Below are 18,167 nucleotides of genomic sequence, written 5' to 3' on the forward strand. Positions count from 1 at the left end.
ATGCAGCTCGATATCTTTCAAGTGGATGCCTTTACCTCCCAAGTCTTCGGCGGCAACCCGGCGGCGGTGTGCCCCCTGGAGGCCTGGTTGCCGGACGAGGTCCTGCAGCGCATCGCCGAAGAGAACAACCTCTCGGAAACCGCCTATTTCGTGCCCAACGGCGAGGTGTTCGAACTGCGCTGGTTCACCCCCGCGGTGGAAGTCGACCTGTGCGGGCACGCGACCCTGGCGGCGGCCTGGGTGCTGTTCGAGCAGTTGGGCGAGCGCCGCGACGTGCTGCGCTTTGCCACCCGCAGCGGCGAGTTGCGGGTCAGCCGCGAGGGCGGCCTGCTGTCCATGGACTTTCCCGCCAAGCAGCCCGAGGCCGTGGCGATACCTCCGGCCCTGCTGCAAGCCCTGGGATTGCCGGCGGCCGAGGCCCTGTACCGCACCGACGATTACCTGCTGGTGGTGGACGACGAACGCCTGGTGGAATCGCTCAAGCCCGATTTCGCCGCCCTGGCCGCCTTCGATGTGCGCGGCATCGCCGTGACGGCGCCGTCCCGGGAGTTCGATTTCGTCTCGCGCTGGTTCGGCCCGCGGGTCGGGGTCAATGAAGACCCGGTCACCGGTTCCGCCCATACCTCCCTGGCGCCTTACTGGGCCGCGCGCCTGGGCAAGCGCCAGTTGCGGGCGCAGCAGGGTGGGGCGCGCAAGGGCCAGCTGGAATGTCAGGTGCTGGACAACGGGCGGGTGATCATCAGCGGCTACGGCGCCTTGTACCTCAAGGGCGGCATTTTCCTCTGACGCGGCTGCGGCGCCGCTCTGCCCAGCAGGCCTGGCGCCTGCAGGCGGATTTGTCTCGGTGCTGCCTGCGGGAGTAGAGTCGCGGTTTTTTCGCCTGCTCAGGATGCTCCAGACCATGCAACGGACGCGCACCTTGCCCCGCCTTTCCAGCACGCCGCTGCTGGCCTTGCTCTTCGGCCTGTGGGCCGGCACCGCCCAGGCAGCCAGCCTCAGCCAGAGCCTGCTGGACTGCCAGCCGGAGTTTTTCAAGGCCCTGTATCAACAGCGCGCCGAACTCGGGCAAGTGGTGAAGCTGGCGGAGAATCAACGCCAGGGCATCGCCTGGATTCCGGTGGCGGAGCGCCGCGACAGCGCCACCGCGCTGACGGCGTTTTCCCGCCCGCTGCTGGATCAGGGCCTGCCCCTGACCGCCTACTACGATCGCCAGTTCGACCTGGGTGAGCAGGGCACCTTCCACTTCTGGGGCTTTGACATCGATGCCAGCCGCGAGGCCGTCATGGCCGCGCTGCCCCAGGCCGGTTGGCAGGAGGCCGGCGAATACTTCATCTCCCGACCGCAGATCAAGGCCAACGCTGCGGCGCCCTGGCAGGACAACCCAGGCGCCGCTTCGGGCATCGCCCCGGCGCCGGGTGCTGCGGAAAAGATCCTCATGCTCAGCGATGAAGGCGGCAAGACCCGCTTGCTCTGCTCGTTGCAGGGCAGCGTCGATCAGCCGCTGCTGCACCAGGAGCGGCCGGACCTGGCCCAGGGAGCGGGCCGATGAGCAAGCTGTTGAGCTTGAGCGCGGCGCTTGTGCTTGCCGGTTGCGCCCATTCGGGTACTCCCAAGGAGGCCCCGGCGCCGCAGCGTCCGGAGGGCATGTTCAAGGTGCTGGAGACCCCGGAGCTGGGCACCTACTTCGCTGCCAACTCGCTGGCCCTCTACCAGAACAACCCCAACCTGCGGCAGTTCTATCTGGTCAACAACTACGCCAAGCCTGCTCAGCTGGGCGGCGGCAAACCGCCGATCTACAGCTCGCGGGCGACTCGGGTGATCAACTGCGAGAAGGATGAGTCGGCGCAGTTTGGCCGGGTGTACTTTTCCGCGCCGTTCGCCCAGGGGGTGGAGGTCATGCGCAAGGAAGATCTTGCGCAGTGGGCTGCATTCCCTCGTCAGTCGTTGCTCGGGGAGCTGCGCAACATGGCCTGCGCCATCGACCCGACCCGGCTCAAGCTGGCTCCGGCCCCGAGTCGCTGAGGGTGTCAGTCAGGCCGGTTGTTCCGCCCGGCCAGGCCATGATCAGTTCGGCCTGGCCGGTATCGGGGTCGATGCCGTTGTCGATCACCTGGAAACCCTGCTGGCGGTAAAAGCCGATGCTCGGCAGGTTGGCGGCATACACCGCCAGTTCCAGGCGTGAGCGGCGCTCGCGGGCATCGGCCAAAAGCTGCGTGCCCAAGCCCTGGCCCTGGTGCTGCACGCCGACGAAAATCGCTGCCAGTCGATCCTCATGCAGGCAGTAGAAACCCAGGAGCTGGCCGTCGCGTTCGGCCACTCGGGTCTGGGCATTGGGAATGTAGAGGTTGCGCATGTCCTCGACCTTGCTGCGCCAGAAGTCGGGGTCGACAAAGTGGTGGGCCTGGATTGAAGCGTCCAGCCAGAGTGCCAGCAACGCTTCCAGATCGCGGCTTTGATAGTCCCTGATCTGCATGTTTGGGGGCCTGTCGGATTGACGTGTGCGCCGCACGCTACTCAGGTAGCGGCGGTCTGTCCAATTGTTGAGAGCCAAGGAAGTAATCGATGCTGGAAAGCAACCGCACCATCACCCTCTCGGGGGAGCAGGCACTGCAAGCCCTGGCGGAACTGGAGTTCGTCTTGATCTCGCTGCACAAGATGGGCGCCTATTACATGGATAAACCCGTGGCCGACTACCAGCGCGCCACCACTGATTTCATCGATGGCCAGCAGGTCACCCAGCGCCTGGCCCAGGTGCGCAGGATTCTCAGCGAGCCGTTCGACTGCACCCTGGGAGACGACCACATGGATGACATCGAACGCCACATGGAGGGTCTCGAACTGTGGCAACCCGAGTAACTGCACGGCGGATAGCCAGGGTTTTTTCAAGGAGCCTGCCATGTCGCGGATAAGCATCGCCGTGGCGACCCCCACCAGCAGCCTGGCGCTGGTGAAGTTTCTCCATCAGCGCCTGGGCCTGTCCCTGAGCGTTGCCCAGGGCCATCTGCGCCGTGGTGCCGAGGGCTTCTTCTACAGCGCCAAGCTGTTTCACAACGACCACGTGCAACGTGAACAGGAACTGCGGGACATCCTCGCCTTCTTCAATGAGGCCCTGGTGCCGCTGCTGATTGTCGAAAGCGACCCCGATGAGCCATGGCACGGGGTTGCGCCCGAACCGTTGCAGGACTGCGCGATGCCCCAGGAGCACTTGTTCAATCTGCTCCAGGCCTATGAAGAGGACTATCAATAAGGTCCGGGAGCGGGCCTGTGCCGCCTTTCCCGGGGCGGCACCGACAAGGTCGAAGCCGACCTCTATGCCGAAGCCACCCTGTAGCGCAATGAACAGTTCAGCCTGGCTTCGGCCATCATCACCGGCGCGACCTTTTTCGTGATTCCGTCCATGGCGAAGAACACCTTCACCCAGGAAACCGTGTTCAAGGACAAGGCCGGCAAGGAGCTGGGGCGGATTCGCAAGAGCGAGTCGGTGCGCACCTGGATGCAGTTGCTGCTGATCGTCGCCATTCCCTTCCAGCAGGACACCCGCGACGTGGTCCAGGAACTGGCCCGCAGCACCCTGGATGAAGCGGTGCAACGCCAGTTGTTGTAACCCCCTGCGCAGCACCTTATGGCAGGCATGAAAACGCCGCTGGCCCGGGGAGGGCCAGCGGCGTTTTTATCGGTCGGATCCTGCCTTGGCGGGAGCTTAGCGCTGGGTCAGCCAGTAGTCGTGGAGCGCCCGCGCTGCCGGTTCGATGGCCGCGACTTGCTGGCGATGCTGGTCCAGGTCCAGATCGGCCGGCAGTTCGAAGTTGTCCTGCTCGGCGCAGTCGATGATCGTCTGCAGCCAGGCGGTCTGTGGCGCCGGCATCTGTGGCCAGTTGCCCACCGCCACCCCGCGCAGGTAGCCAAAGCACCATTCCTCGGCCAGCAGCAGGTTCTGGCCCTGGTGCTCGGTGGTTTCGAAACGTGCGTGGAAGCCTTGGGCATCGCTGGCCAGTTGCTCGGCCAGGGTGTTGATGTGGCGCACACAGAGATCGATGAACTGCCGGCATTCCTCCGGGGTTTCCCAGTTGGGGTTCTCGCCGCCCCAGATCCCCGGGAACCATTCGGCGATGTCGACCTGGGTCGGGCCCGACACCAGTGCGGTGAAGTAGCCGTCCAGCTCGCAGGGGTTGAGTACCGAGTGGTCGTCGCCGTACTTGAGCAGGGTGTCTTCGAGGGCTTCGAAGTCGGCGGCGTTCAGTGGGGTGTTTTGCATGAGAGAGGTCCTGGAAAAAGCAGCGGCAAGTTTCCGGGTTCAGGCGCCAGGCTGCAAGCCTTGAGCGGCCAGCCTGACGGCTGAGAGCGCAGCATTCAGGTGCCGCGCAACAGGTCCTGGGAGTCCAGCAGGCGGTAGGCGATTTCCGGGCGCTGCTCCATGGCCCGGCGGATGGCGGCCGGGATCGATTGCCGGGTCTTGCGGCACAGCCCGGGCAGCTCGCCCAGGGAGATGGCGATACCGCGCATGCTGCGCACCCCATGGTCACTGGGGTTGATGTCGACGCGGATGCCCAGTTGCTCGTACATCCGCCGTTGCATGTGCTCCAGGTCCGCCAGGTCCTTGAGGTTTTCCAGGCGTTCGAGCAGGCGCTTTTCCTCCTGGCGCGTCAGATTGAGGATGCGCAGGTCGGCTCCGGGGGTGTCCAGCAACTGCTCGCGCTCGCAGATGCAGGCGCCGGGCGGACAGGGTTGGCGGGTGGCTGGGCTGGGGTTCATGGTGATCCATAATAGCGACCCAGCAGAAGCTGTCAGAGAAAATTATGCAGTCGGCCCACATCCGTTTCCCCGCCTGGTCCGTAGGGTCCTTTTCGGGTCACGGCGCAACGGGGGGGTGACCGTTCTGGTAACACCGTGAGCAGCAGCGCCGGGGAGGCGCTGCAGGATGGGGATAGGCTCGGGAGCCGGGGAAGGCTCGTTGAGTCAACGCTTGCAGAGGTAGTCCTGGGTCACGGTGGTTTGCAGGCAGTTGTACTGGCCCATGGTCCGGCAGACGGATTTTTCGCTGCCCGACTGCTCTGCGCTCTTGTAGCCCCAGACCTTGCAGCGTTCGGTTGCGGCGCTCAGGCCCTGGGCCGCCGAACTCTGGCCGTCTTCGAACTGACCCTGTTCATAGGACAGCTGGACTACGCCGTCATTCTTGCTGCCGCCGGTGGCTTCCCACTGCTTGGGAGTGGCGCAACCGGTCAGCACGACAGCGGCGAGGAGGAGGCTGGTGATGGTGAGTTTCATGATTGAAAACAGTCCTTTGAGAGAATAGCGAAGCGTTCGGCAAGGCTTGGGTGCATCGGGCCCGTTCCTGCCTGTTATGGTTTTTCAAGACGCAAAGAGCCCGGGCACCGCCATGCAGCGGTACGGGGGAACACTGTGGGGGGCGGGGGACTATAGCGGCGGCGGATGCCTGGGGTCGATTAGCACAAATGGGCTAGTGGCACCGGTGATGGCATGGCCCGTCGGGCACCAGGCTGGCAGTCGGCAGGCTTTGGGACAGCGCTTGGCGCAAGCCTGGCAGCCTTCGCGCGGCCCGTTTTCTGAAGCTGGGCATGGCTCAAGCCAGGAGCTGTTCCGCGAGCAGCACCAGGGCAATCAGGATCATCAACCCGCCCGACAGGCGACTGACCCACAGCGTTGCCACCGGCCGCGCCTGCAAGATGCTGCGTGAGCCGAAACCCACCAGCAGGTAGACCAGCCCACAGCTGACGGCATGCAACAGGCCCAGGGCGAGGATCTGTAGCGGCACTGGCCAGGCGGCCGTGGGGCTGGTGAACTGCGGCAGCAAGGCCAGGAACAGCAGGAAGACCTTGGGGTTGAGGCCGCTGACACACAGGCCCTTGAACGACCAGCGCGCCCAGGAAGCGTCGGCCTGGGCTGCGCCGGCCTGGGGCGTGGACGGATGGCGCAGCAGGCCGATACCCAGCCATAGCAGATAACCGGCACCAGCCACGGTCAGGGTTGACAGGGCCAGGGGATAGCGCGCCACCAGCCCGCCGACGCCGGCGGCCACCACCAGGGTTGCCAGCAGGTGCCCGCTCAGCAGCCCGGACACCGCGGGAATCACCACCCGGCCATTGAGCCCGGCGGAAATGGCGTAGGCCCAGTCGGCGCCGGGGGTGATCACGAACAACAACGACACCGCCCAGAACGCGGCCAGCATGCTCGGTTCCATGGCGGTTACCTCGAGCGGGTGCAGGTGGCGTGGATGAAGTGCAGCGTCGCTAGGTTTAGCGGCAAGCGCGGTTTGCCAAAGGGGGAGTGCATGGTGCTTTCTCACGGGCATCAGGTGGTCGTCCGCCGCGCAACAGCGATGCGAACAGTGGCTTGAAGGTTCGGAGAAAGAATATTGAAGATCGAGGGGGATATTTTCTCTAATATTCCAAGTGTTGATCTTGGATAGGGGAGAATTATCTAAATGGATCGAGTTGATCAGAAGATTCTTGCCGAGCTGCAAGCTGATGGCCGATTGTCGGTCACCGACCTGGCGGATCGGGTCGGCCTCAGCCTGTCGCCGTGCCATCGTCGGGTGCGGGCACTGGAACAGTCCGGGGTGATCCTCGGCTATCGCGCGCAACTGGCGCCCAGCGCCTTGGGGCTGAATTTCTCGGCCATGGTGTTCGTCACCCTGCGCGAAGGTGATCACCAGGCGGTGGCGGCCTTCGAAAACGCCTTGCAGGGCATTGCCCAGATCGTCGAGGCGCAGCGGCTGTTTGGCGAACCCGACTACCTGTTGCAGGTGATCACCCGCGACTTGCCGGCGTTCCAGCGGCTGTACGACGAACGCCTGTCGACCTTGCCCAACGTCCAGCGTCTGACCTCGACCCTGGTGATGAAGCAGGTGATTCAGGACCGCACCCTGCCGTTGTGATCGGGATCAAGCGCCGAAGGCCCCAGGGGTTTTAAGCTGCAGGCTCCTCCATCCAGGTTCCGTGAGCCGCCATGGCCAAGCCCTTTCCCCTGAACCCCAAGCACCCCGAGCGAATCTGCTGGGGCTGCGACCGCTACTGCGCGGCCAATGCCTTGGCCTGCGGCAACGGTTCGGACCGCACCATGCACCCGGCGGAGATGTTCGGGGACGACTGGTACCTGGACGGCGACTGGGGCATCGAGCCACCCGCCGACAGTGAGCCGGCGCCGAAACCGGCGGAGTAGCCGGCGTTTTTCGGCGCTGACGGTCCGTGCATTTAATATTACCCGGGTGATATTGAGTCTTTGATTAATGTCCGGGTAATATTCAGCCTGGTTTCCCTGAGGCTACTGCCATGTCTGATTTCCTCGCCCAACCCGTTACCGCTTTCCAGGCCCAGCAGGTGTTGGCGGCCGGCCCGTTGCTGGAGGTGGCGCTGGCGGTCAAGCGTGCCAGCGAAGAGGCGACGCCGCAGCCGTTGCTGGTGTTCGACGATGCCAGCGGCCGGGTCGTCGATCTCGACCTGCGAGGCAGTGTGGAGGACGTGCATCAGCGCCTGGCCGCCACGCCGCCGCCTGGCAACGGGCGCTATCGCCCGCGTCAGCCCGCCGCCGCGCCAATCGAGAGTGAAGAGGCAGCGCCCCGGGGGCGGGGGCGGCCCAAGCTTGGGGTCATCGCTCGGGAAGTGACCCTGTTGCCGCGCCAGTGGGAATGGTTGGCCGAGCAGCCGGGCGGTGCCTCGGCGGTGCTGCGCCGGCTGGTGGATGAGGCGCGCCGCAATGGCGCCGGAGCGCAGCGCCAACGGGCCGCACAAGAGGCGGCCTACCAGTTCATGCTGGCCATGGGCGGCGATCTGCCCGGTTATGAAGAGGCCACCCGGGCGCTGTTCGCCGCGGACCTTGCGCGCCTGCAACAGTGCATTGAGCTCTGGCCCGGAGATATTCGCGACTACGCCCTGCGCCTGGCCGGCGCACGGTGACCGGGCAGTGATGCATCGCCAGGCCAAGGCTTTGCCACAGCGCCCAGCCGGGCTCTGCGCTTCAGGCTGCGGTGGCCGGGGGCGAGTGGCCAGGCGTTGGAGGTTTCTGGCCAGCCCCCAGGCGCCGTGCTTTGGTGCTTGGGGGCATGGGCTGTTGGCCTGGGCAAACTAGCCGCGACGGGCCATCAGCAGCACCGAGGCCGCCCCCGACAACAGCACGGCGCAGCCACGGTTGAACAGGCGCTTGCCCCGGGGTTCGGCGAACCAGCGGCGCATGTGCAGGCCCATGTAGGCGTAGGCGCTGATGGCGATCAGTTCAAGCCCGAGGAACAGCGCCCCCAGCACCAGGAACTGCGCGCCTACCGGTTGCGCCGGGTCGACGAACTGCGGCAGGAACGCCGTGAAGATCAGCACCGCCTTGGGGTTGCCTGCCGCCACCAGGAATTCCTGGCGGGCCAGGGCCCACAACCCTGCCTTGGCCGCCGTCGACTCAGACTTCGCCTGCGGATTGTCCCGCCACAGTTGATACGCCAGGTAAAACAGATAGGAGGCCCCGAGGATCTTGATCCCGTAGAACAACAACTCCGAGGTTTGCAACACCACCGCCAGCCCGGCGGAGGTGAGGGCGATCATCCCGGCGAACGCCAACAGGCGACCGACGCCTGCCAGGCACGACGTGCGGTAGCCGTAGCGGGTGGAGTTGCTCACGGACAGCAAATTGTTAGGGCCGGGCGCCATGTTCAGAGCGAAGCAGGCCGGTAGGAATAAGGTCAGGGTGGCGAGGTTCATGGGGCTCCGGCGGGCGGTGGCAGGTCAGGTCTTGAGAATAAGAGATGAAGGGGCGGTTGAACAATTTTAGGTGATGGATGCGCAGCTTGAATCTCTGGTGCAGAGTGGCCGCTTCGATCCGAAGCAGGCACCAAGGATTGCATGCGGGGATAGTTTTCTGATGCTTTTGTGCGCCGTATAGTGGCAATGATTTTTTTTCGGTCAAAGGAATGGCTATGAACCCGCTCAATGGCCTCTCCATCGTTGCAGTTGGCAACCTTGGCATCGTAAGTGTCATTTCGTATTGCACGAAAAGGAGAATGCCATGCATGCAGGAATGATCCTTGCCGGAGTTGTCACCACGCTGGTGCTGCTGTCTGCATCGCCGATCCAGGCTGCGCCTCTGCCCACAGGCACTGTCAAGCAGGGTGGTATCTCGGTTCTGGTACAAGGCTCGGGAACAGATATTATCTTGATTCCAGGATTTGCGTCGTCCTACGAAGTATGGGCTGATTTGGCCTCCAGATTACGGCAGAGCCACCGTCTCCATCTCGTACAGGTAGCTGGTTTTGCTGGCTCACCTGCTGTAACCAATACAGACGGTCGAGTAATCGCGCCGACGGTCGAAGCTGTCTCTGAATACATCCGCAGCCAGCGCATCGAGGCGCCTGTCATCATCGGTCATTCGTTGGGTGGTGAGGTGGCGCTGATGTTAGGTGCTCGTCATCCCGATCAAGTGGGACGCCTGATGATTGTCGATGCGATGCCCTTTTATACGTTGCTGTTTGACCCCTCCGCGACCAGTGAAACGGCGGCGCCGCATGCTGCTGCGATGCGCGATGCAATGTTAGCGGCAACGCCTGAGCAGGTGGACGCCATGCAGCAGGCCTCCATCGCCCGTCTCGCCAAAACCGAAGCGGCCAGACCAAGCCTGGTCGCAGCGGGGATAAACTCGGACCGAAAGACTATGGCCGATGCGATGTATGAACTGATGGTTACCGACCTCCGGCCTGAGCTTGGACGCATCAAGGTGCCGGTCGAGGTCGTCTATGCCTACGACCTGCATTACGGCGTAGAGGCATCCCAGATTGATGCAATGTTCCGTAACGCCTATGCCTCGACCCCAAACATCAGCTTCAGGCGCATTGACGGCAGTTTTCACTTCATCATGCTTGATCAGCCAGAGCTGTTTGCCGGTGCTGTCATCAAGTATCTGAACCCCTGAGCGGTGGCTGGGTGGCTAGAGTGATGAATCACCGTTGAAGGGCACAGGCCTCGTCGCTGTGTTTGCAGGTCACCGACCGTCCGTTTTTGGCCGACTGTTGTCGCTCACGAATGACAGGTATGGGTCGATTGCCACCGTCAGCCAATGACGGCCTCTGACCCCGTGCCTATGCGCCATGGGTAGGACCAGCCCACTGCCCGACGAAGTCGTCAATTCTCCGTTCAATGTCACTCTCAACGGTCCGCAGCCGCAGAATAGGAATGCCACTTCTAGCCAAAATCTCATTTTTCATGGCGTCCCGAGCTGCCTGCACGGGGCGGTCGTGGTACCCGCCATCGACCTCGATCACCCCTATCGGTTTCTTGCCCACTTTGAAATAGATCACGAAATCGCAACTGGCGCGCCTCATGAACGCCCGCTGGGGCTCCGTCCAGTCGAGACTGCCCGGCGATGCAAGCTTATCCAGCTGGATCTGTGTGTGGTATTTCAATGCCTGGCACGCCGGGGCTGACAGCGCTTCGCGTAGCAACTGTGCCACGATCTGCTCGGACTTGTAGCGTGAATCCTCGGGCCGCAGGCGGGCGTCCAAACGTACCAGAGACTGGTCGAACTCGCGGTAGAGCAAATCGAATGCCGACACCACCGGCGCGCGTACGACCTGTTCGTCCTGCGCGTAATAGCTGATGTAGCGGATCAGCGCGGCGATGTGGCCATTGTTGTCAGTGAACACCTCGTCGCCGGTCACCAGAGTGAAGCGATGCTTGGCCCGCGAAACTGCCACGTTGATCATGCGTGGGTCGTCGACGAAATCCAGGCGTGTTTGCGCCTGGTTGTAGCGCTTCTTGTCCAGTACGGTGGAGAAGACGATCTCGTCGCATTCGCGCCCCTGAAACTTGTGCACGGTGTCCTTGATGAAATCCGTCGGCAAGTGCGTGTCGCAAAGGTTGACTTGCGCCCGGAACGGGGCGATGTAACCGCGGCCTTCGCTGTCCATTCCGACGGGCTGCCCTTCGTCTTCCAGCACCTTCAGCAGGGAGTCCAATTCCCGAAGGTTGGTGTTCTTCCTGGCGTGGTTGCCCTTGGCTGTCACCACTAGGCGCAGGGGGGCTTCGCCCTTGTCCTCGGTCATCGGCACCAGTGCGTTGTCGTAGAACTGCTGGTTGCAGAACTGGATGATCCTGGGGTGGCAGCGGTAATGCTCTTTCAGCAGAGTTCTGGGCAGCGTGTCCTGGAACACGGCAATGCACGAATCCAGCAGGCTGTAGTGCTCGCAATCGTAGGCCTCGGCGGGCGCTTGAAGCCCCAGTACCACAGGGATATGCGGCAACTGGCGGTTGTCTCCAACGACAATCAGGTTCTTGGCGCAGCCCAGTGGCAGGATGCCCGGCACGATATCCTGCAAAGAGGCTTCATCGATGATCACGTAGTCGAGGACCGCTCCCGGCGCGATCGAATTGACGATGGAGTGCGTGCCGCTGCCCAGGATAGGGAAGCGCTGCACGAAGGCATCGAAATGCCGGCAGTAAGTTTTGACATCAAAGCTGTCCGACGGCGGTACCTGAAGTTGCAGATGCTGTTTCAGATGGTGCATCGATGCTGTTGTCAGTTCTTTCAGCTGGGCCGTGAAATTCGCGTGTGCCAACGATTCACGGCACGCCCGCAGCTCCGCTTCCTTGTCCCGTAGCGATTTGTCGTAGTAGTGCATCTGCAGTGCATGGAAAATGGCCATGCGCGCCTCGCCCTCGGCGAAGGGTTTGGTACGAAAAATTCTGAATTTGAACAGTAGCTCGATGCGGTCTTTGAGATGAATGCGCTGCTCGCCGAGGTAAGCCAGGTAGGCCATGAGGTCCGCAGTCTTGCGCGGTGTCAGGCCGTACTTGTCGAGCGGGCCTGTGGCCTGCACATCGCTTTCCGCCTGCCACTGCTGCAGGTAGCGCCGCTCAATGATCAACTCGTCCAGCTCGATTTGCAGTTGTGCCGCCCTGTTGTGGTCTTGCAGGTGCTGCTTCAAGCGGGTCAGCAACGCCTGGATCTCATCCAGGGACGGTGCCTGCTCGGGTGCGCTTGATGGCCACACAGGCAGGTCGGCGAAGAAGGCTTGACGTTTGTCTTTACTGCCTAGCTTGGCGACCAAGTGGCCCAGGCCGTATTTCTCCAGCTTTTCGTAGACGTTTTCCACGGCAGCATTGTTGTTGGACAGCACCGCTACCGTCTGCCCACGTAACAAAACATTGGCGAGGATGTTGAGGATCGTCTGGGTTTTTCCGGTCCCTGGCGGGCCTTCGATCACGCTAATTTGCGCACTGAACGCCCGCTCGACCGCCTGTAGCTGACTCTCGTTAAGTCCGAACGGATAGATTAGCCCCTGACCCGGCGCCAGCGTGCCGTTGCGCCCCGTGCAATAGGCTTGCAAGGCAGTGCCAGCGATGGCGGGCAGTTTTTCGAGCTGGCGCACCACATTGCTGGCAATTTCACGATCAGTCTTTGACTCAGCGTGATCCTGTCGGGTATTTGCCACGGTAGTGAAATAGCGGAAGGCCGGCGTTTCCTTCATCGATGTCGGGGCGGTAAAGCCGATACCGTCCATCTTGTAGACATAGGGCTTTTTGGTGCCTGGGTAGTGCACGACGGCATATCGCTCGCCGTAAATCGTAGCTTTGGCAATGGGCGTGACGATCGAGCTGCCGGGCTTGTGCAGCAATACATGGGTCAACTCGCGGGTGGGCGAAACTTGGCAGTTGATGAGCGGGCGGGTGTATTTTTTTTGGGAGGGGAAGTGACAGGTCAGTTCCAGGGCTTCGTACTTGTCGCTCCAGCGGATCGCCCAGTCGTTGATCTTTTCAGTCTTGTCCTCACCATCCACCTGAATCGAAGCCATATTTCATATCCCTATGCGCATGACATCCGGCTTCGTCTCGCGCCGAATGCTACTTTCTCCAAGAGCAATCATATTGCCATCATTGCGTGCAGGGTCGATACCCGGTTCATGGGTTTGCTTATCTTCTGTGCTTCCTGCCCAGAGCAGCCCATCGCAAATGGCAGCTAGCGACCCGAAGCTTCCGCTCGGATGATCGAAGTCAGCCCCAAAGCGGACGTCTTAATGGGTGATCAGGTTGGTATCTACAAACTGGTAGGTGAACACCATTGGGTCGGCAGTCAATCCATTCTGCTGCATGTATTTGGAATAGGAATCCCATTTGGCATGGATACGATTGGGAAAGTCATTTGGCAGATCCATCTGCTCGGCGACTATTTCAAACCACGTTCCCTGGGTGGCATAAGTCTCGCGTAGTTTGGGCTCCAGTTGAGCCAAGGCGCTCAACTGCTCTGGCTCAATCCTGCCGATGGATTTCAGAACGTAAAAATCCAATAGCTTTAGAAAAGGTTTGCCTTCGTAACGACTCATGGCTGCATCCTTACGCATGGTGTGATTGATACTTGACGCTTCGATTGGCAGAAATACGCCTGCAGCCTTATTGGCAAAACTGATAGGCGTGAAGAGCACCAATAACACGGATAACAGCCTGGAAGTCCGCTTCATGGCTTTTTCACCTCGGTAATGAGTCAATGATCGGCTCGCGGCAACGCTCCAGTTAGCTGCTTTGCAGTCTGAGCTTGGGACTGGTGATTTTCCACCTACGACAGGCGAATGGGGTGAAATGACGTTGCATACTCTAAACGGCTGTTTCTGGACGATAGACGTCTCTAAGAAAACTCTACATTGCCCTTTATCAGGCTTGCTTGAACCTAGCTTGATGCCTCCCTACCCGGTGAGTAATAGCCAGCGTGGCGGGTCAAGGGCGGGCGAAGCTTCTGCAGCGTAAAGACTGCAAAGAGGCAGCGCAGGACCGCGGCAAGCCCCTCTCGCTGCCATGGCAGGGAGAGGGGCAACCCTGATCAGCTGATGTTGATATAGGGGTCCCAATCGCAGTAACCGACGACCTTGTTGTCGCGGTCAACGATCATGAAGGCCCAGGTGTAGGTAATGCTGCCTTGGCGGATGGCGTCACCTTCCCAGTAGAAGTTCCTTACCACTTGCGCGATGGGGGGGCCGGAAGGGTTGTTCACGTCGATGATGGGCAGGGGCGTCTGGTCCAGGACCTGCGCTCGGACGTTCTGCACATGGTCCAGGTCGGTATCGGTCACCGGCGGGTCGGACTGCTTGTACTTGTACAGCAGCACGGCGTAGTCAAGCCCCTTGGACAGGCTGGTGGTTCGCCAGCGAATATGGTCGCCCTCGTGGACGTTGACCACCAGTTCATCGGTCCCCTCGGAGATCTGGTTGGTCTCGTTGCGCCGGGCCACCATATAAATTGCCTGAGTGGAAAGTCGCCCAGACGAGTTGGTGTAGTCATAGAGGTGGGTGGGTTTCGTCGAGTCGGTCTTTTGGATATGGAACACGTTGTTGTCGAACTGTTGGCCCTCACTGTTGAGGATGGTGTCCACATCAATGGTGATCATGATGTCCAGGATGTTGTCGTTCATGTCCAGCTCCCTGCTGTCGCGTTGGAGGCCCGGGTTGCCCAGGCGCGGTGGCTCTCACATTTGCGGGACGCGACCACCGAGCATCAGTACGCTGGCCCGGCATGCCGACGGCGGGCTTGATGCACTTCCATGCAGTCGCGAGTGGAATCTAGATCCCCAAGACCGTTAGTCAAATGACGCTGCGGTAAAAAAACCTGAAGAAGACGAGCGGCGTGTTCCGCGGCGGGCCGGCCTTGCAGAGGCCGTTGGAGCGGGCGCGCCGCCAAGGTGGCCTGGGTCGGGCCCCGGTTGCGTGCTGTGCCCGGCACGACGGAGCCGCAGGCGGCCACACGGATCATCCGCCGCGGTTTATCATGGCTCGCCATTGCCCCTTGAGCTTGGGCAACGGCATTTGCTGCTCACCGATTACGGACGCGCCGACCATGTCAGACTTGCCCGAGCACCGTTCCAGCCCTGCCGGCATCCCCCAGTTCCCCGTGTGCCACGCCCGTGGCGGCACCTCCACCGGCCTGATCCTGGCCCGGGAGGCGCTGCCCGAGGACGAGGCCCTGGTGGAAGAGCTGCTGCGCCACTTGATGGGCGTACCGCTGCAGGGCGAGTGCCCGGGCAACAACCAGATCACCGGCCTCGGCCGGGGCGGGCCCACCAGCAACAAGGTGTTCATTGTCGAGCGTCGCCCGGGCGAGTCGCGAATGATCAGCACCCTGGCGCAGATGGCGGCGGGTAAGAGCGCCATCGACTGGAGCGTGAACTGCGGCAACATGTCCGCGGCCCTGCCGCTGTATGCCTGGCAACGGGGCTGGTTGACCCCCGAGGGGGACAGCGGGCAGATCGAGATCTATAACAGCAACACCCGGACCACCCTGTATGCCCGCCTGGGGTTCGCCCACGGGCAGTTGCTCAGCGACACGCGCATCCCGGGGGTGAATGGGGTGTTTCCCGGGGTCGACCTGTTTCTCCAGGACCCGGTGGGGGCCAAGACCGGGACGCTGTTTCCCACTGGGCAGGCGCAGGACGTGCTCGACGGCATCGCCGCCACCTGCATCGATGTGGCGGTGCCCATGGTCATCGTCCTTGCGGCGGATCTGGGCAAGAGCGGCGAGGAAACCCCGGCGCAACTGGACGCCGACCCGCAGTTCAAGGCGCGCCTGCTGGAACTGATGGTGCTGGGCGGCCTGCGCATGGGCTTGCGCCGGCGCGATGGCGGCCTGATGAGCGCCGACGACCTGCGGCGCAGCGAGACCATTCCGAAGATCTGCATGGTCAGCCCGGCCCGGGAGGGCGGCGACATCGCCACCCGTTACTTCACCCCGCAGAACGCCCATCCGTCCCTGGCGGTGTCCGGGGGCTGCTGCCTGGCGGCGGCGTGCTTGGCGCCTGGTACCGTGGCCCAGCGGATGCTGGCTGAAGTACCTCGGTTGGGAGCGACCCTGGGTGAGCATCGGGTTGCCATCGAGAACCCGGCGGGGGTTCTGCAGACCCTGGTCAAAGCCCGTCTGGAGGGCGCGCAGTTGCTGATCGAAGGGGCGGCCTACCGGCGCAGCGCGCAGATTCTGCTGCAAGGCCACACACCGCTGTACAACGCCTCGCCCGAACTGATCGCCGCCCTCGGCTCCTTGTAGCGGCTGGCGCAGGCGTCGCCAGCGATCCGTCAATCGACGAGGCGCCTGCGGCAACGGCGAGGCAAGCTCCCGGGGCTGGCGGGGAACGCCTAGCCGAGCCTCTTCAATTCCACCCGCAGCTCCGGCGGGGCCCTGAATATCAACGGCAGATCAGCGAGCCTCGGCAATATCGGGAAGAAACTGCGGAACCTTCTGGCGCAGCAACTGAATCAGCTCCGGGTCCATGAAGTCGTAATCATCGGGAATGTTCAGGCACACAATCTGCTGCTCGCGCAGTTGTGCCTTGAAACGCTTGCGCAGCTTTTCCCGGTGTCGGGTTTCCATCACCACAATCAGCCCGGCCCACTCCACCAGCTCCGGGCCCAGGGGCACCTCGGCGTCGTGGTTGAGGCCCGCCGAGGCGGTCTCGATGCCCGGCCAGTCGGCGAACAGCTGTTCGGCGGTGGGGCTGCGCAGGCGGTTCTGACTGCAGACAAACAGAACGTTGAGCAAGGCGGGTGCACTCCATGGCAGATAAGGTCGAGGTGATGCTCTTCACGGCTGGCGAACGGGTTACCGGCTGCTTGTTCGGTTCAGGGGGTGATTGAGCGGGGATGGAAGTCTTGGGGGCTTTTTACGCCCTGTCCAGCCCTTATTGAGGAGGCGGGCGCTTTCATTGGTCAGGTGCATTTGCCTGGCAACCGTTGGCACTGCCAGACTGTCGGCCTGTTCCTGCACTCAGTTCATTGCCATGTCCACCTCCTTCCTTACCGCCCCGCACCTGGGCCTGGCCCTGCGGCGCTGGCGCCTGCTGCACCGGGTCAAGCAACAGCACGCCGCCGAGCTGTTCGGCGTGGCGCAGTCGAGCATTTCCCGTTGGGAGAACGGCCAGCAGGCAATGGAGCCGGCCGAGCGCGCGCGTCTTGAGCAACTGCTGGCCGCCAACCTCAGTGCCAGCGCCGACCAGGCCCTGGCCCGGCTGGTGAGCGACAGCCCGCGAGCGGTGCACCTGGTGTGCGACCTGACCCATCGGCTGCTGGCCTGTTCGCCGGCCCGTGCCGGGCAGTTCGGGCTTCCCCTGAGTGAGTTGCTGGGCCAGTCGTTGTGGGGCTTTTGTACCGAGGAAATCGTCTGCAAGGAGGCCGCGCTCGACGACCTGGGCTGGCGCTCGCTGCTGGCGCCGCCGTCCGTGGAATTCTTCAGCGGCCACAACGATTCGGCCATCGTGCCCATTGCCCCGAGCCGGTGCCGCTGGACTCGCCTGAACCTGTCCGACGGCAACGCCGTGCGGCTGGTGGAAACCCTCTGAGCGCAGTCGAGCCTCGCCACGGATATTTTATCCGTGGACCTGGATGCAGTGGCTGACTAGTCTGCTTGGCCAGCGTCCGCGGTGCTTGGTGCGGATGATTGCCCAGTCACTTTCGCCCACCAACACAGGCTTGAGCATGAACAGCGAACTTCTCAGCGGCCGTCTCGACTTTCTCCGTGAAGCGGAAAAACTCAAGGACGTGCTGCGCAGCGCCCACACCTCCAGCGGTCGCCAGGAAAGCACCGCCGAGCACAGCTGGCGCCTGTGCCTGATGGCGCTGCTGTTGGAAGACCAACTGGGCGAGCTGGACCTGCTGCGAGTGCTGAAGCTGTGCATCGTCCACGACCTGGGGGAGGCCATCCATGGCGATATTCCGGCGGTGGAGCAGGCCGGCCACCCGGACAAGAGCCAGCAGGAGCGCGAGGACCTGCAACTGCTGGCCCGCACCCTGGACGCTCCGGCGCGCCAGCGCCTGCTGGAGCTGTGGGACGAATACGAAGGCGCCAGCAGCGCCGAGGCGCGCACGGTCAAGGCCCTGGACAAGCTGGAAACCCTGCTGCAACACACCCAGGGGCAGAACCCGGCGGGTTTCGACTACCGCTTCAACCTCGGCTACGGCCGCCGCTATACCGATGCCAGCCCGCTGTTCCAGGCCCTGCGCCAGCAGATCGACGTCGATACCCAGCGCCGCCTCGATGCCCAGGCTCAGGCCGCTGTTCCCCATCGGCTGGGCTAAAAGCCTGGGCGCCGTTCGCCAGATCCAGAACAGGTTTCCAGAGGGCAGGGCGCCCGCGCAGGAACCTTGCAGGCGTCATGGTTTTTTTCTGCCAGGGTCATCAAGCGGGTCTATTTTTACCTTCGGTTGC

Annotated in this window: 23 protein-coding genes and 1 pseudogene; 13 read left to right on the forward strand and 11 right to left on the reverse strand. The window is 62.6% G+C overall.

Going from position 1 to position 18,167, the window contains the following annotated elements; translation table 11 throughout:
* The 3 genes from ACZ5BO_RS15700 to ACZ5BO_RS15710 all read left to right on the forward strand — a co-directional run bounded on the left by ACZ5BO_RS15700 (position 1) and on the right by ACZ5BO_RS15710 (position 2,022).
* Entirely contained in the window at positions 1–786 is a 786-nt protein-coding gene (locus tag ACZ5BO_RS15700; RefSeq protein ID WP_464701288.1) for a PhzF family phenazine biosynthesis protein, read from the forward strand.
* A gap of 115 nt (positions 787–901) precedes the next feature.
* Positions 902–1,549, forward strand: a complete 648-nt coding sequence (locus tag ACZ5BO_RS15705) for a hypothetical protein (protein ID WP_464700881.1) — start codon at positions 902–904, stop codon at positions 1,547–1,549.
* On the forward strand, positions 1,546–2,022 hold the full coding sequence (locus ACZ5BO_RS15710) for a surface-adhesin E family protein (RefSeq protein ID WP_464700883.1): 477 nt from the start codon (positions 1,546–1,548) through the stop codon (positions 2,020–2,022). Before ACZ5BO_RS15705 ends, ACZ5BO_RS15710 begins: the two co-directional genes overlap by 4 nt.
* On the opposite strand, the gene ACZ5BO_RS15715 is transcribed toward ACZ5BO_RS15710, so the two are convergent.
* Positions 1,994–2,473 (reverse strand): N-acetyltransferase, encoded by a 480-nt coding sequence (locus ACZ5BO_RS15715; protein WP_464700885.1) that lies wholly within the window; start codon positions 2,471–2,473, stop codon positions 1,994–1,996. The genes ACZ5BO_RS15710 and ACZ5BO_RS15715 overlap by 29 nt on opposite strands.
* Positions 2,474–2,562: 89 nt before the next feature.
* Here ACZ5BO_RS15715 and ACZ5BO_RS15720 point away from each other — a divergent pair, with 89 nt between their 5' ends.
* The 3 genes and pseudogenes from ACZ5BO_RS15720 to ACZ5BO_RS15730 form a co-directional block, all read left to right on the forward strand.
* Positions 2,563–2,856, forward strand: coding sequence for a hypothetical protein (locus ACZ5BO_RS15720; protein WP_025128229.1), 294 nt, complete (start codon positions 2,563–2,565; stop codon positions 2,854–2,856).
* A gap of 40 nt (positions 2,857–2,896) precedes the next feature.
* Positions 2,897–3,247: a hypothetical protein gene (locus tag ACZ5BO_RS15725; protein ID WP_464700888.1), complete on the forward strand. Its 351-nt coding sequence runs from the start codon at positions 2,897–2,899 to the stop codon at positions 3,245–3,247.
* Between the two features lie 21 nt (positions 3,248–3,268).
* Positions 3,269–3,604, forward strand: a pseudogene (locus ACZ5BO_RS15730) (hypothetical protein); the annotation flags it as partial.
* A 96-nt stretch (positions 3,605–3,700) separates the two neighbouring features.
* Here ACZ5BO_RS15730 and ACZ5BO_RS15735 read toward each other — a convergent pair.
* From ACZ5BO_RS15735 to ACZ5BO_RS15750, 4 genes are all read right to left on the reverse strand, one after another.
* Positions 3,701–4,255, reverse strand: coding sequence for a UPF0149 family protein (locus ACZ5BO_RS15735; RefSeq protein WP_464700890.1), 555 nt, complete (start codon positions 4,253–4,255; stop codon positions 3,701–3,703).
* 95 nt (positions 4,256–4,350) lie between these two features.
* A complete protein-coding gene (locus ACZ5BO_RS15740) occupies positions 4,351–4,752 on the reverse strand; it encodes a hypothetical protein (RefSeq protein ID WP_464700892.1) in 402 nt (133 codons plus the stop codon).
* A 204-nt stretch (positions 4,753–4,956) separates the two neighbouring features.
* Positions 4,957–5,265 carry a YecR family lipoprotein gene (gene yecR, locus ACZ5BO_RS15745; RefSeq protein WP_077933985.1) on the reverse strand — a complete coding sequence of 103 codons (309 nt, stop codon included), beginning with the start codon at positions 5,263–5,265 and terminating at the stop codon, positions 4,957–4,959.
* A gap of 316 nt (positions 5,266–5,581) precedes the next feature.
* A complete protein-coding gene (locus ACZ5BO_RS15750) occupies positions 5,582–6,199 on the reverse strand; it encodes a LysE family translocator (protein ID WP_464700894.1) in 618 nt (205 codons plus the stop codon).
* Positions 6,200–6,442: 243 nt separating this feature from the next.
* Here ACZ5BO_RS15750 and ACZ5BO_RS15755 point away from each other — a divergent pair, with 243 nt between their 5' ends.
* The 3 genes from ACZ5BO_RS15755 to ACZ5BO_RS15765 all read left to right on the forward strand — a co-directional run bounded on the left by ACZ5BO_RS15755 (position 6,443) and on the right by ACZ5BO_RS15765 (position 7,913).
* Positions 6,443–6,895 (forward strand): Lrp/AsnC family transcriptional regulator, encoded by a 453-nt coding sequence (locus ACZ5BO_RS15755; RefSeq protein ID WP_346632693.1) that lies wholly within the window; start codon positions 6,443–6,445, stop codon positions 6,893–6,895.
* Between the two features lie 71 nt (positions 6,896–6,966).
* The gene (locus ACZ5BO_RS15760) at positions 6,967–7,179 is read left to right on the forward strand and encodes a DUF3079 domain-containing protein (protein ID WP_464700897.1); all 213 of its coding nucleotides are present in this window, start codon (positions 6,967–6,969) and stop codon (positions 7,177–7,179) included.
* Between the two features lie 110 nt (positions 7,180–7,289).
* Positions 7,290–7,913, forward strand: coding sequence for a DUF2239 family protein (locus tag ACZ5BO_RS15765; RefSeq protein WP_464700899.1), 624 nt, complete (start codon positions 7,290–7,292; stop codon positions 7,911–7,913).
* A 168-nt stretch (positions 7,914–8,081) separates the two neighbouring features.
* Here the strand turns inward: ACZ5BO_RS15765 and ACZ5BO_RS15770 are convergent, their stop codons facing one another.
* Entirely contained in the window at positions 8,082–8,702 is a 621-nt protein-coding gene (locus ACZ5BO_RS15770) for a LysE family translocator (protein ID WP_464700901.1), read from the reverse strand.
* Positions 8,635–9,012 (reverse strand): hypothetical protein, encoded by a 378-nt coding sequence (locus ACZ5BO_RS15775; protein ID WP_464701434.1) that lies wholly within the window; start codon positions 9,010–9,012, stop codon positions 8,635–8,637. The genes ACZ5BO_RS15770 and ACZ5BO_RS15775 overlap by 68 nt, the downstream gene beginning before the upstream one ends.
* On the opposite strand from ACZ5BO_RS15775, the gene ACZ5BO_RS15780 reads away from it, so the two are divergent.
* A complete protein-coding gene (locus tag ACZ5BO_RS15780; RefSeq protein WP_025128237.1) occupies positions 9,007–9,906 on the forward strand; it encodes an alpha/beta fold hydrolase in 900 nt (299 codons plus the stop codon). The genes ACZ5BO_RS15775 and ACZ5BO_RS15780 overlap by 6 nt on opposite strands.
* Positions 9,907–10,072: 166 nt before the next feature.
* Here the strand turns inward: ACZ5BO_RS15780 and ACZ5BO_RS15785 are convergent, their stop codons facing one another.
* The 3 genes from ACZ5BO_RS15785 to ACZ5BO_RS15795 form a co-directional block, all read right to left on the reverse strand.
* Positions 10,073–12,784, reverse strand: coding sequence for an AAA domain-containing protein (locus tag ACZ5BO_RS15785; RefSeq protein WP_464700903.1), 2,712 nt, complete (start codon positions 12,782–12,784; stop codon positions 10,073–10,075).
* A gap of 219 nt (positions 12,785–13,003) precedes the next feature.
* Positions 13,004–13,447 carry a hypothetical protein gene (locus ACZ5BO_RS15790; RefSeq protein ID WP_256244326.1) on the reverse strand — a complete coding sequence of 148 codons (444 nt, stop codon included), beginning with the start codon at positions 13,445–13,447 and terminating at the stop codon, positions 13,004–13,006.
* 356 nt (positions 13,448–13,803) lie between these two features.
* Positions 13,804–14,391: an AidA/PixA family protein gene (locus tag ACZ5BO_RS15795; protein ID WP_025128239.1), complete on the reverse strand. Its 588-nt coding sequence runs from the start codon at positions 14,389–14,391 to the stop codon at positions 13,804–13,806.
* A 422-nt stretch (positions 14,392–14,813) separates the two neighbouring features.
* On the opposite strand from ACZ5BO_RS15795, the gene ACZ5BO_RS15800 reads away from it, so the two are divergent.
* A complete protein-coding gene (locus tag ACZ5BO_RS15800; RefSeq protein ID WP_464700906.1) occupies positions 14,814–16,013 on the forward strand; it encodes a PrpF domain-containing protein in 1,200 nt (399 codons plus the stop codon).
* Between the two features lie 150 nt (positions 16,014–16,163).
* Here the strand turns inward: ACZ5BO_RS15800 and ACZ5BO_RS15805 are convergent, their stop codons facing one another.
* Positions 16,164–16,505: a low molecular weight protein tyrosine phosphatase family protein gene (locus ACZ5BO_RS15805; protein WP_025128241.1), complete on the reverse strand. Its 342-nt coding sequence runs from the start codon at positions 16,503–16,505 to the stop codon at positions 16,164–16,166.
* A 238-nt stretch (positions 16,506–16,743) separates the two neighbouring features.
* Here ACZ5BO_RS15805 and ACZ5BO_RS15810 point away from each other — a divergent pair, with 238 nt between their 5' ends.
* Together ACZ5BO_RS15810 and ACZ5BO_RS15815 are read left to right on the forward strand one after the other, a co-directional pair.
* On the forward strand, positions 16,744–17,301 hold the full coding sequence (locus tag ACZ5BO_RS15810; RefSeq protein ID WP_025128242.1) for a helix-turn-helix domain-containing protein: 558 nt from the start codon (positions 16,744–16,746) through the stop codon (positions 17,299–17,301).
* 136 nt (positions 17,302–17,437) lie between these two features.
* Entirely contained in the window at positions 17,438–18,037 is a 600-nt protein-coding gene (locus ACZ5BO_RS15815; protein ID WP_025128243.1) for an HD domain-containing protein, read from the forward strand.
* Positions 18,038–18,167: the final 130 nt, after the last annotated feature.

The organism is Pseudomonas sp. FFPRI_1 (assembly GCF_055384485.1).

What these genes read in the sequence shown, in the direction of transcription:
- ACZ5BO_RS15700 (WP_464701288.1), top strand. Translation starts at nt 1, where the DNA reads ATGCAGCTCGATATCTTTCAAGTGGATGCCTTTACCTCCCAAGTCTTC.
- ACZ5BO_RS15705 (WP_464700881.1), top strand. Translation starts at nt 902, where the DNA reads ATGCAACGGACGCGCACCTTGCCCCGCCTTTCCAGCACGCCGCTGCTG.
- ACZ5BO_RS15710 (WP_464700883.1), top strand. Translation starts at nt 1,546, where the DNA reads ATGAGCAAGCTGTTGAGCTTGAGCGCGGCGCTTGTGCTTGCCGGTTGC.
- ACZ5BO_RS15715 (WP_464700885.1), bottom strand. Translation starts at nt 2,473, where the DNA reads ATGCAGATCAGGGACTATCAAAGCCGCGATCTGGAAGCGTTGCTGGCA.
- ACZ5BO_RS15720 (WP_025128229.1), top strand. Translation starts at nt 2,563, where the DNA reads ATGCTGGAAAGCAACCGCACCATCACCCTCTCGGGGGAGCAGGCACTG.
- ACZ5BO_RS15725 (WP_464700888.1), top strand. Translation starts at nt 2,897, where the DNA reads ATGTCGCGGATAAGCATCGCCGTGGCGACCCCCACCAGCAGCCTGGCG.
- ACZ5BO_RS15735 (WP_464700890.1), bottom strand. Translation starts at nt 4,255, where the DNA reads ATGCAAAACACCCCACTGAACGCCGCCGACTTCGAAGCCCTCGAAGAC.
- ACZ5BO_RS15740 (WP_464700892.1), bottom strand. Translation starts at nt 4,752, where the DNA reads ATGAACCCCAGCCCAGCCACCCGCCAACCCTGTCCGCCCGGCGCCTGC.
- yecR (WP_077933985.1), bottom strand. Translation starts at nt 5,265, where the DNA reads ATGAAACTCACCATCACCAGCCTCCTCCTCGCCGCTGTCGTGCTGACC.
- ACZ5BO_RS15750 (WP_464700894.1), bottom strand. Translation starts at nt 6,199, where the DNA reads ATGGAACCGAGCATGCTGGCCGCGTTCTGGGCGGTGTCGTTGTTGTTC.
- ACZ5BO_RS15755 (WP_346632693.1), top strand. Translation starts at nt 6,443, where the DNA reads ATGGATCGAGTTGATCAGAAGATTCTTGCCGAGCTGCAAGCTGATGGC.
- ACZ5BO_RS15760 (WP_464700897.1), top strand. Translation starts at nt 6,967, where the DNA reads ATGGCCAAGCCCTTTCCCCTGAACCCCAAGCACCCCGAGCGAATCTGC.
- ACZ5BO_RS15765 (WP_464700899.1), top strand. Translation starts at nt 7,290, where the DNA reads ATGTCTGATTTCCTCGCCCAACCCGTTACCGCTTTCCAGGCCCAGCAG.
- ACZ5BO_RS15770 (WP_464700901.1), bottom strand. Translation starts at nt 8,702, where the DNA reads ATGAACCTCGCCACCCTGACCTTATTCCTACCGGCCTGCTTCGCTCTG.
- ACZ5BO_RS15780 (WP_025128237.1), top strand. Translation starts at nt 9,007, where the DNA reads ATGCATGCAGGAATGATCCTTGCCGGAGTTGTCACCACGCTGGTGCTG.
- ACZ5BO_RS15775 (WP_464701434.1), bottom strand. Translation starts at nt 9,012, where the DNA reads ATGCATGGCATTCTCCTTTTCGTGCAATACGAAATGACACTTACGATG.
- ACZ5BO_RS15785 (WP_464700903.1), bottom strand. Translation starts at nt 12,784, where the DNA reads ATGGCTTCGATTCAGGTGGATGGTGAGGACAAGACTGAAAAGATCAAC.
- ACZ5BO_RS15790 (WP_256244326.1), bottom strand. Translation starts at nt 13,447, where the DNA reads ATGAAGCGGACTTCCAGGCTGTTATCCGTGTTATTGGTGCTCTTCACG.
- ACZ5BO_RS15795 (WP_025128239.1), bottom strand. Translation starts at nt 14,391, where the DNA reads ATGAACGACAACATCCTGGACATCATGATCACCATTGATGTGGACACC.
- ACZ5BO_RS15800 (WP_464700906.1), top strand. Translation starts at nt 14,814, where the DNA reads ATGTCAGACTTGCCCGAGCACCGTTCCAGCCCTGCCGGCATCCCCCAG.
- ACZ5BO_RS15810 (WP_025128242.1), top strand. Translation starts at nt 16,744, where the DNA reads ATGTCCACCTCCTTCCTTACCGCCCCGCACCTGGGCCTGGCCCTGCGG.
- ACZ5BO_RS15815 (WP_025128243.1), top strand. Translation starts at nt 17,438, where the DNA reads ATGAACAGCGAACTTCTCAGCGGCCGTCTCGACTTTCTCCGTGAAGCG.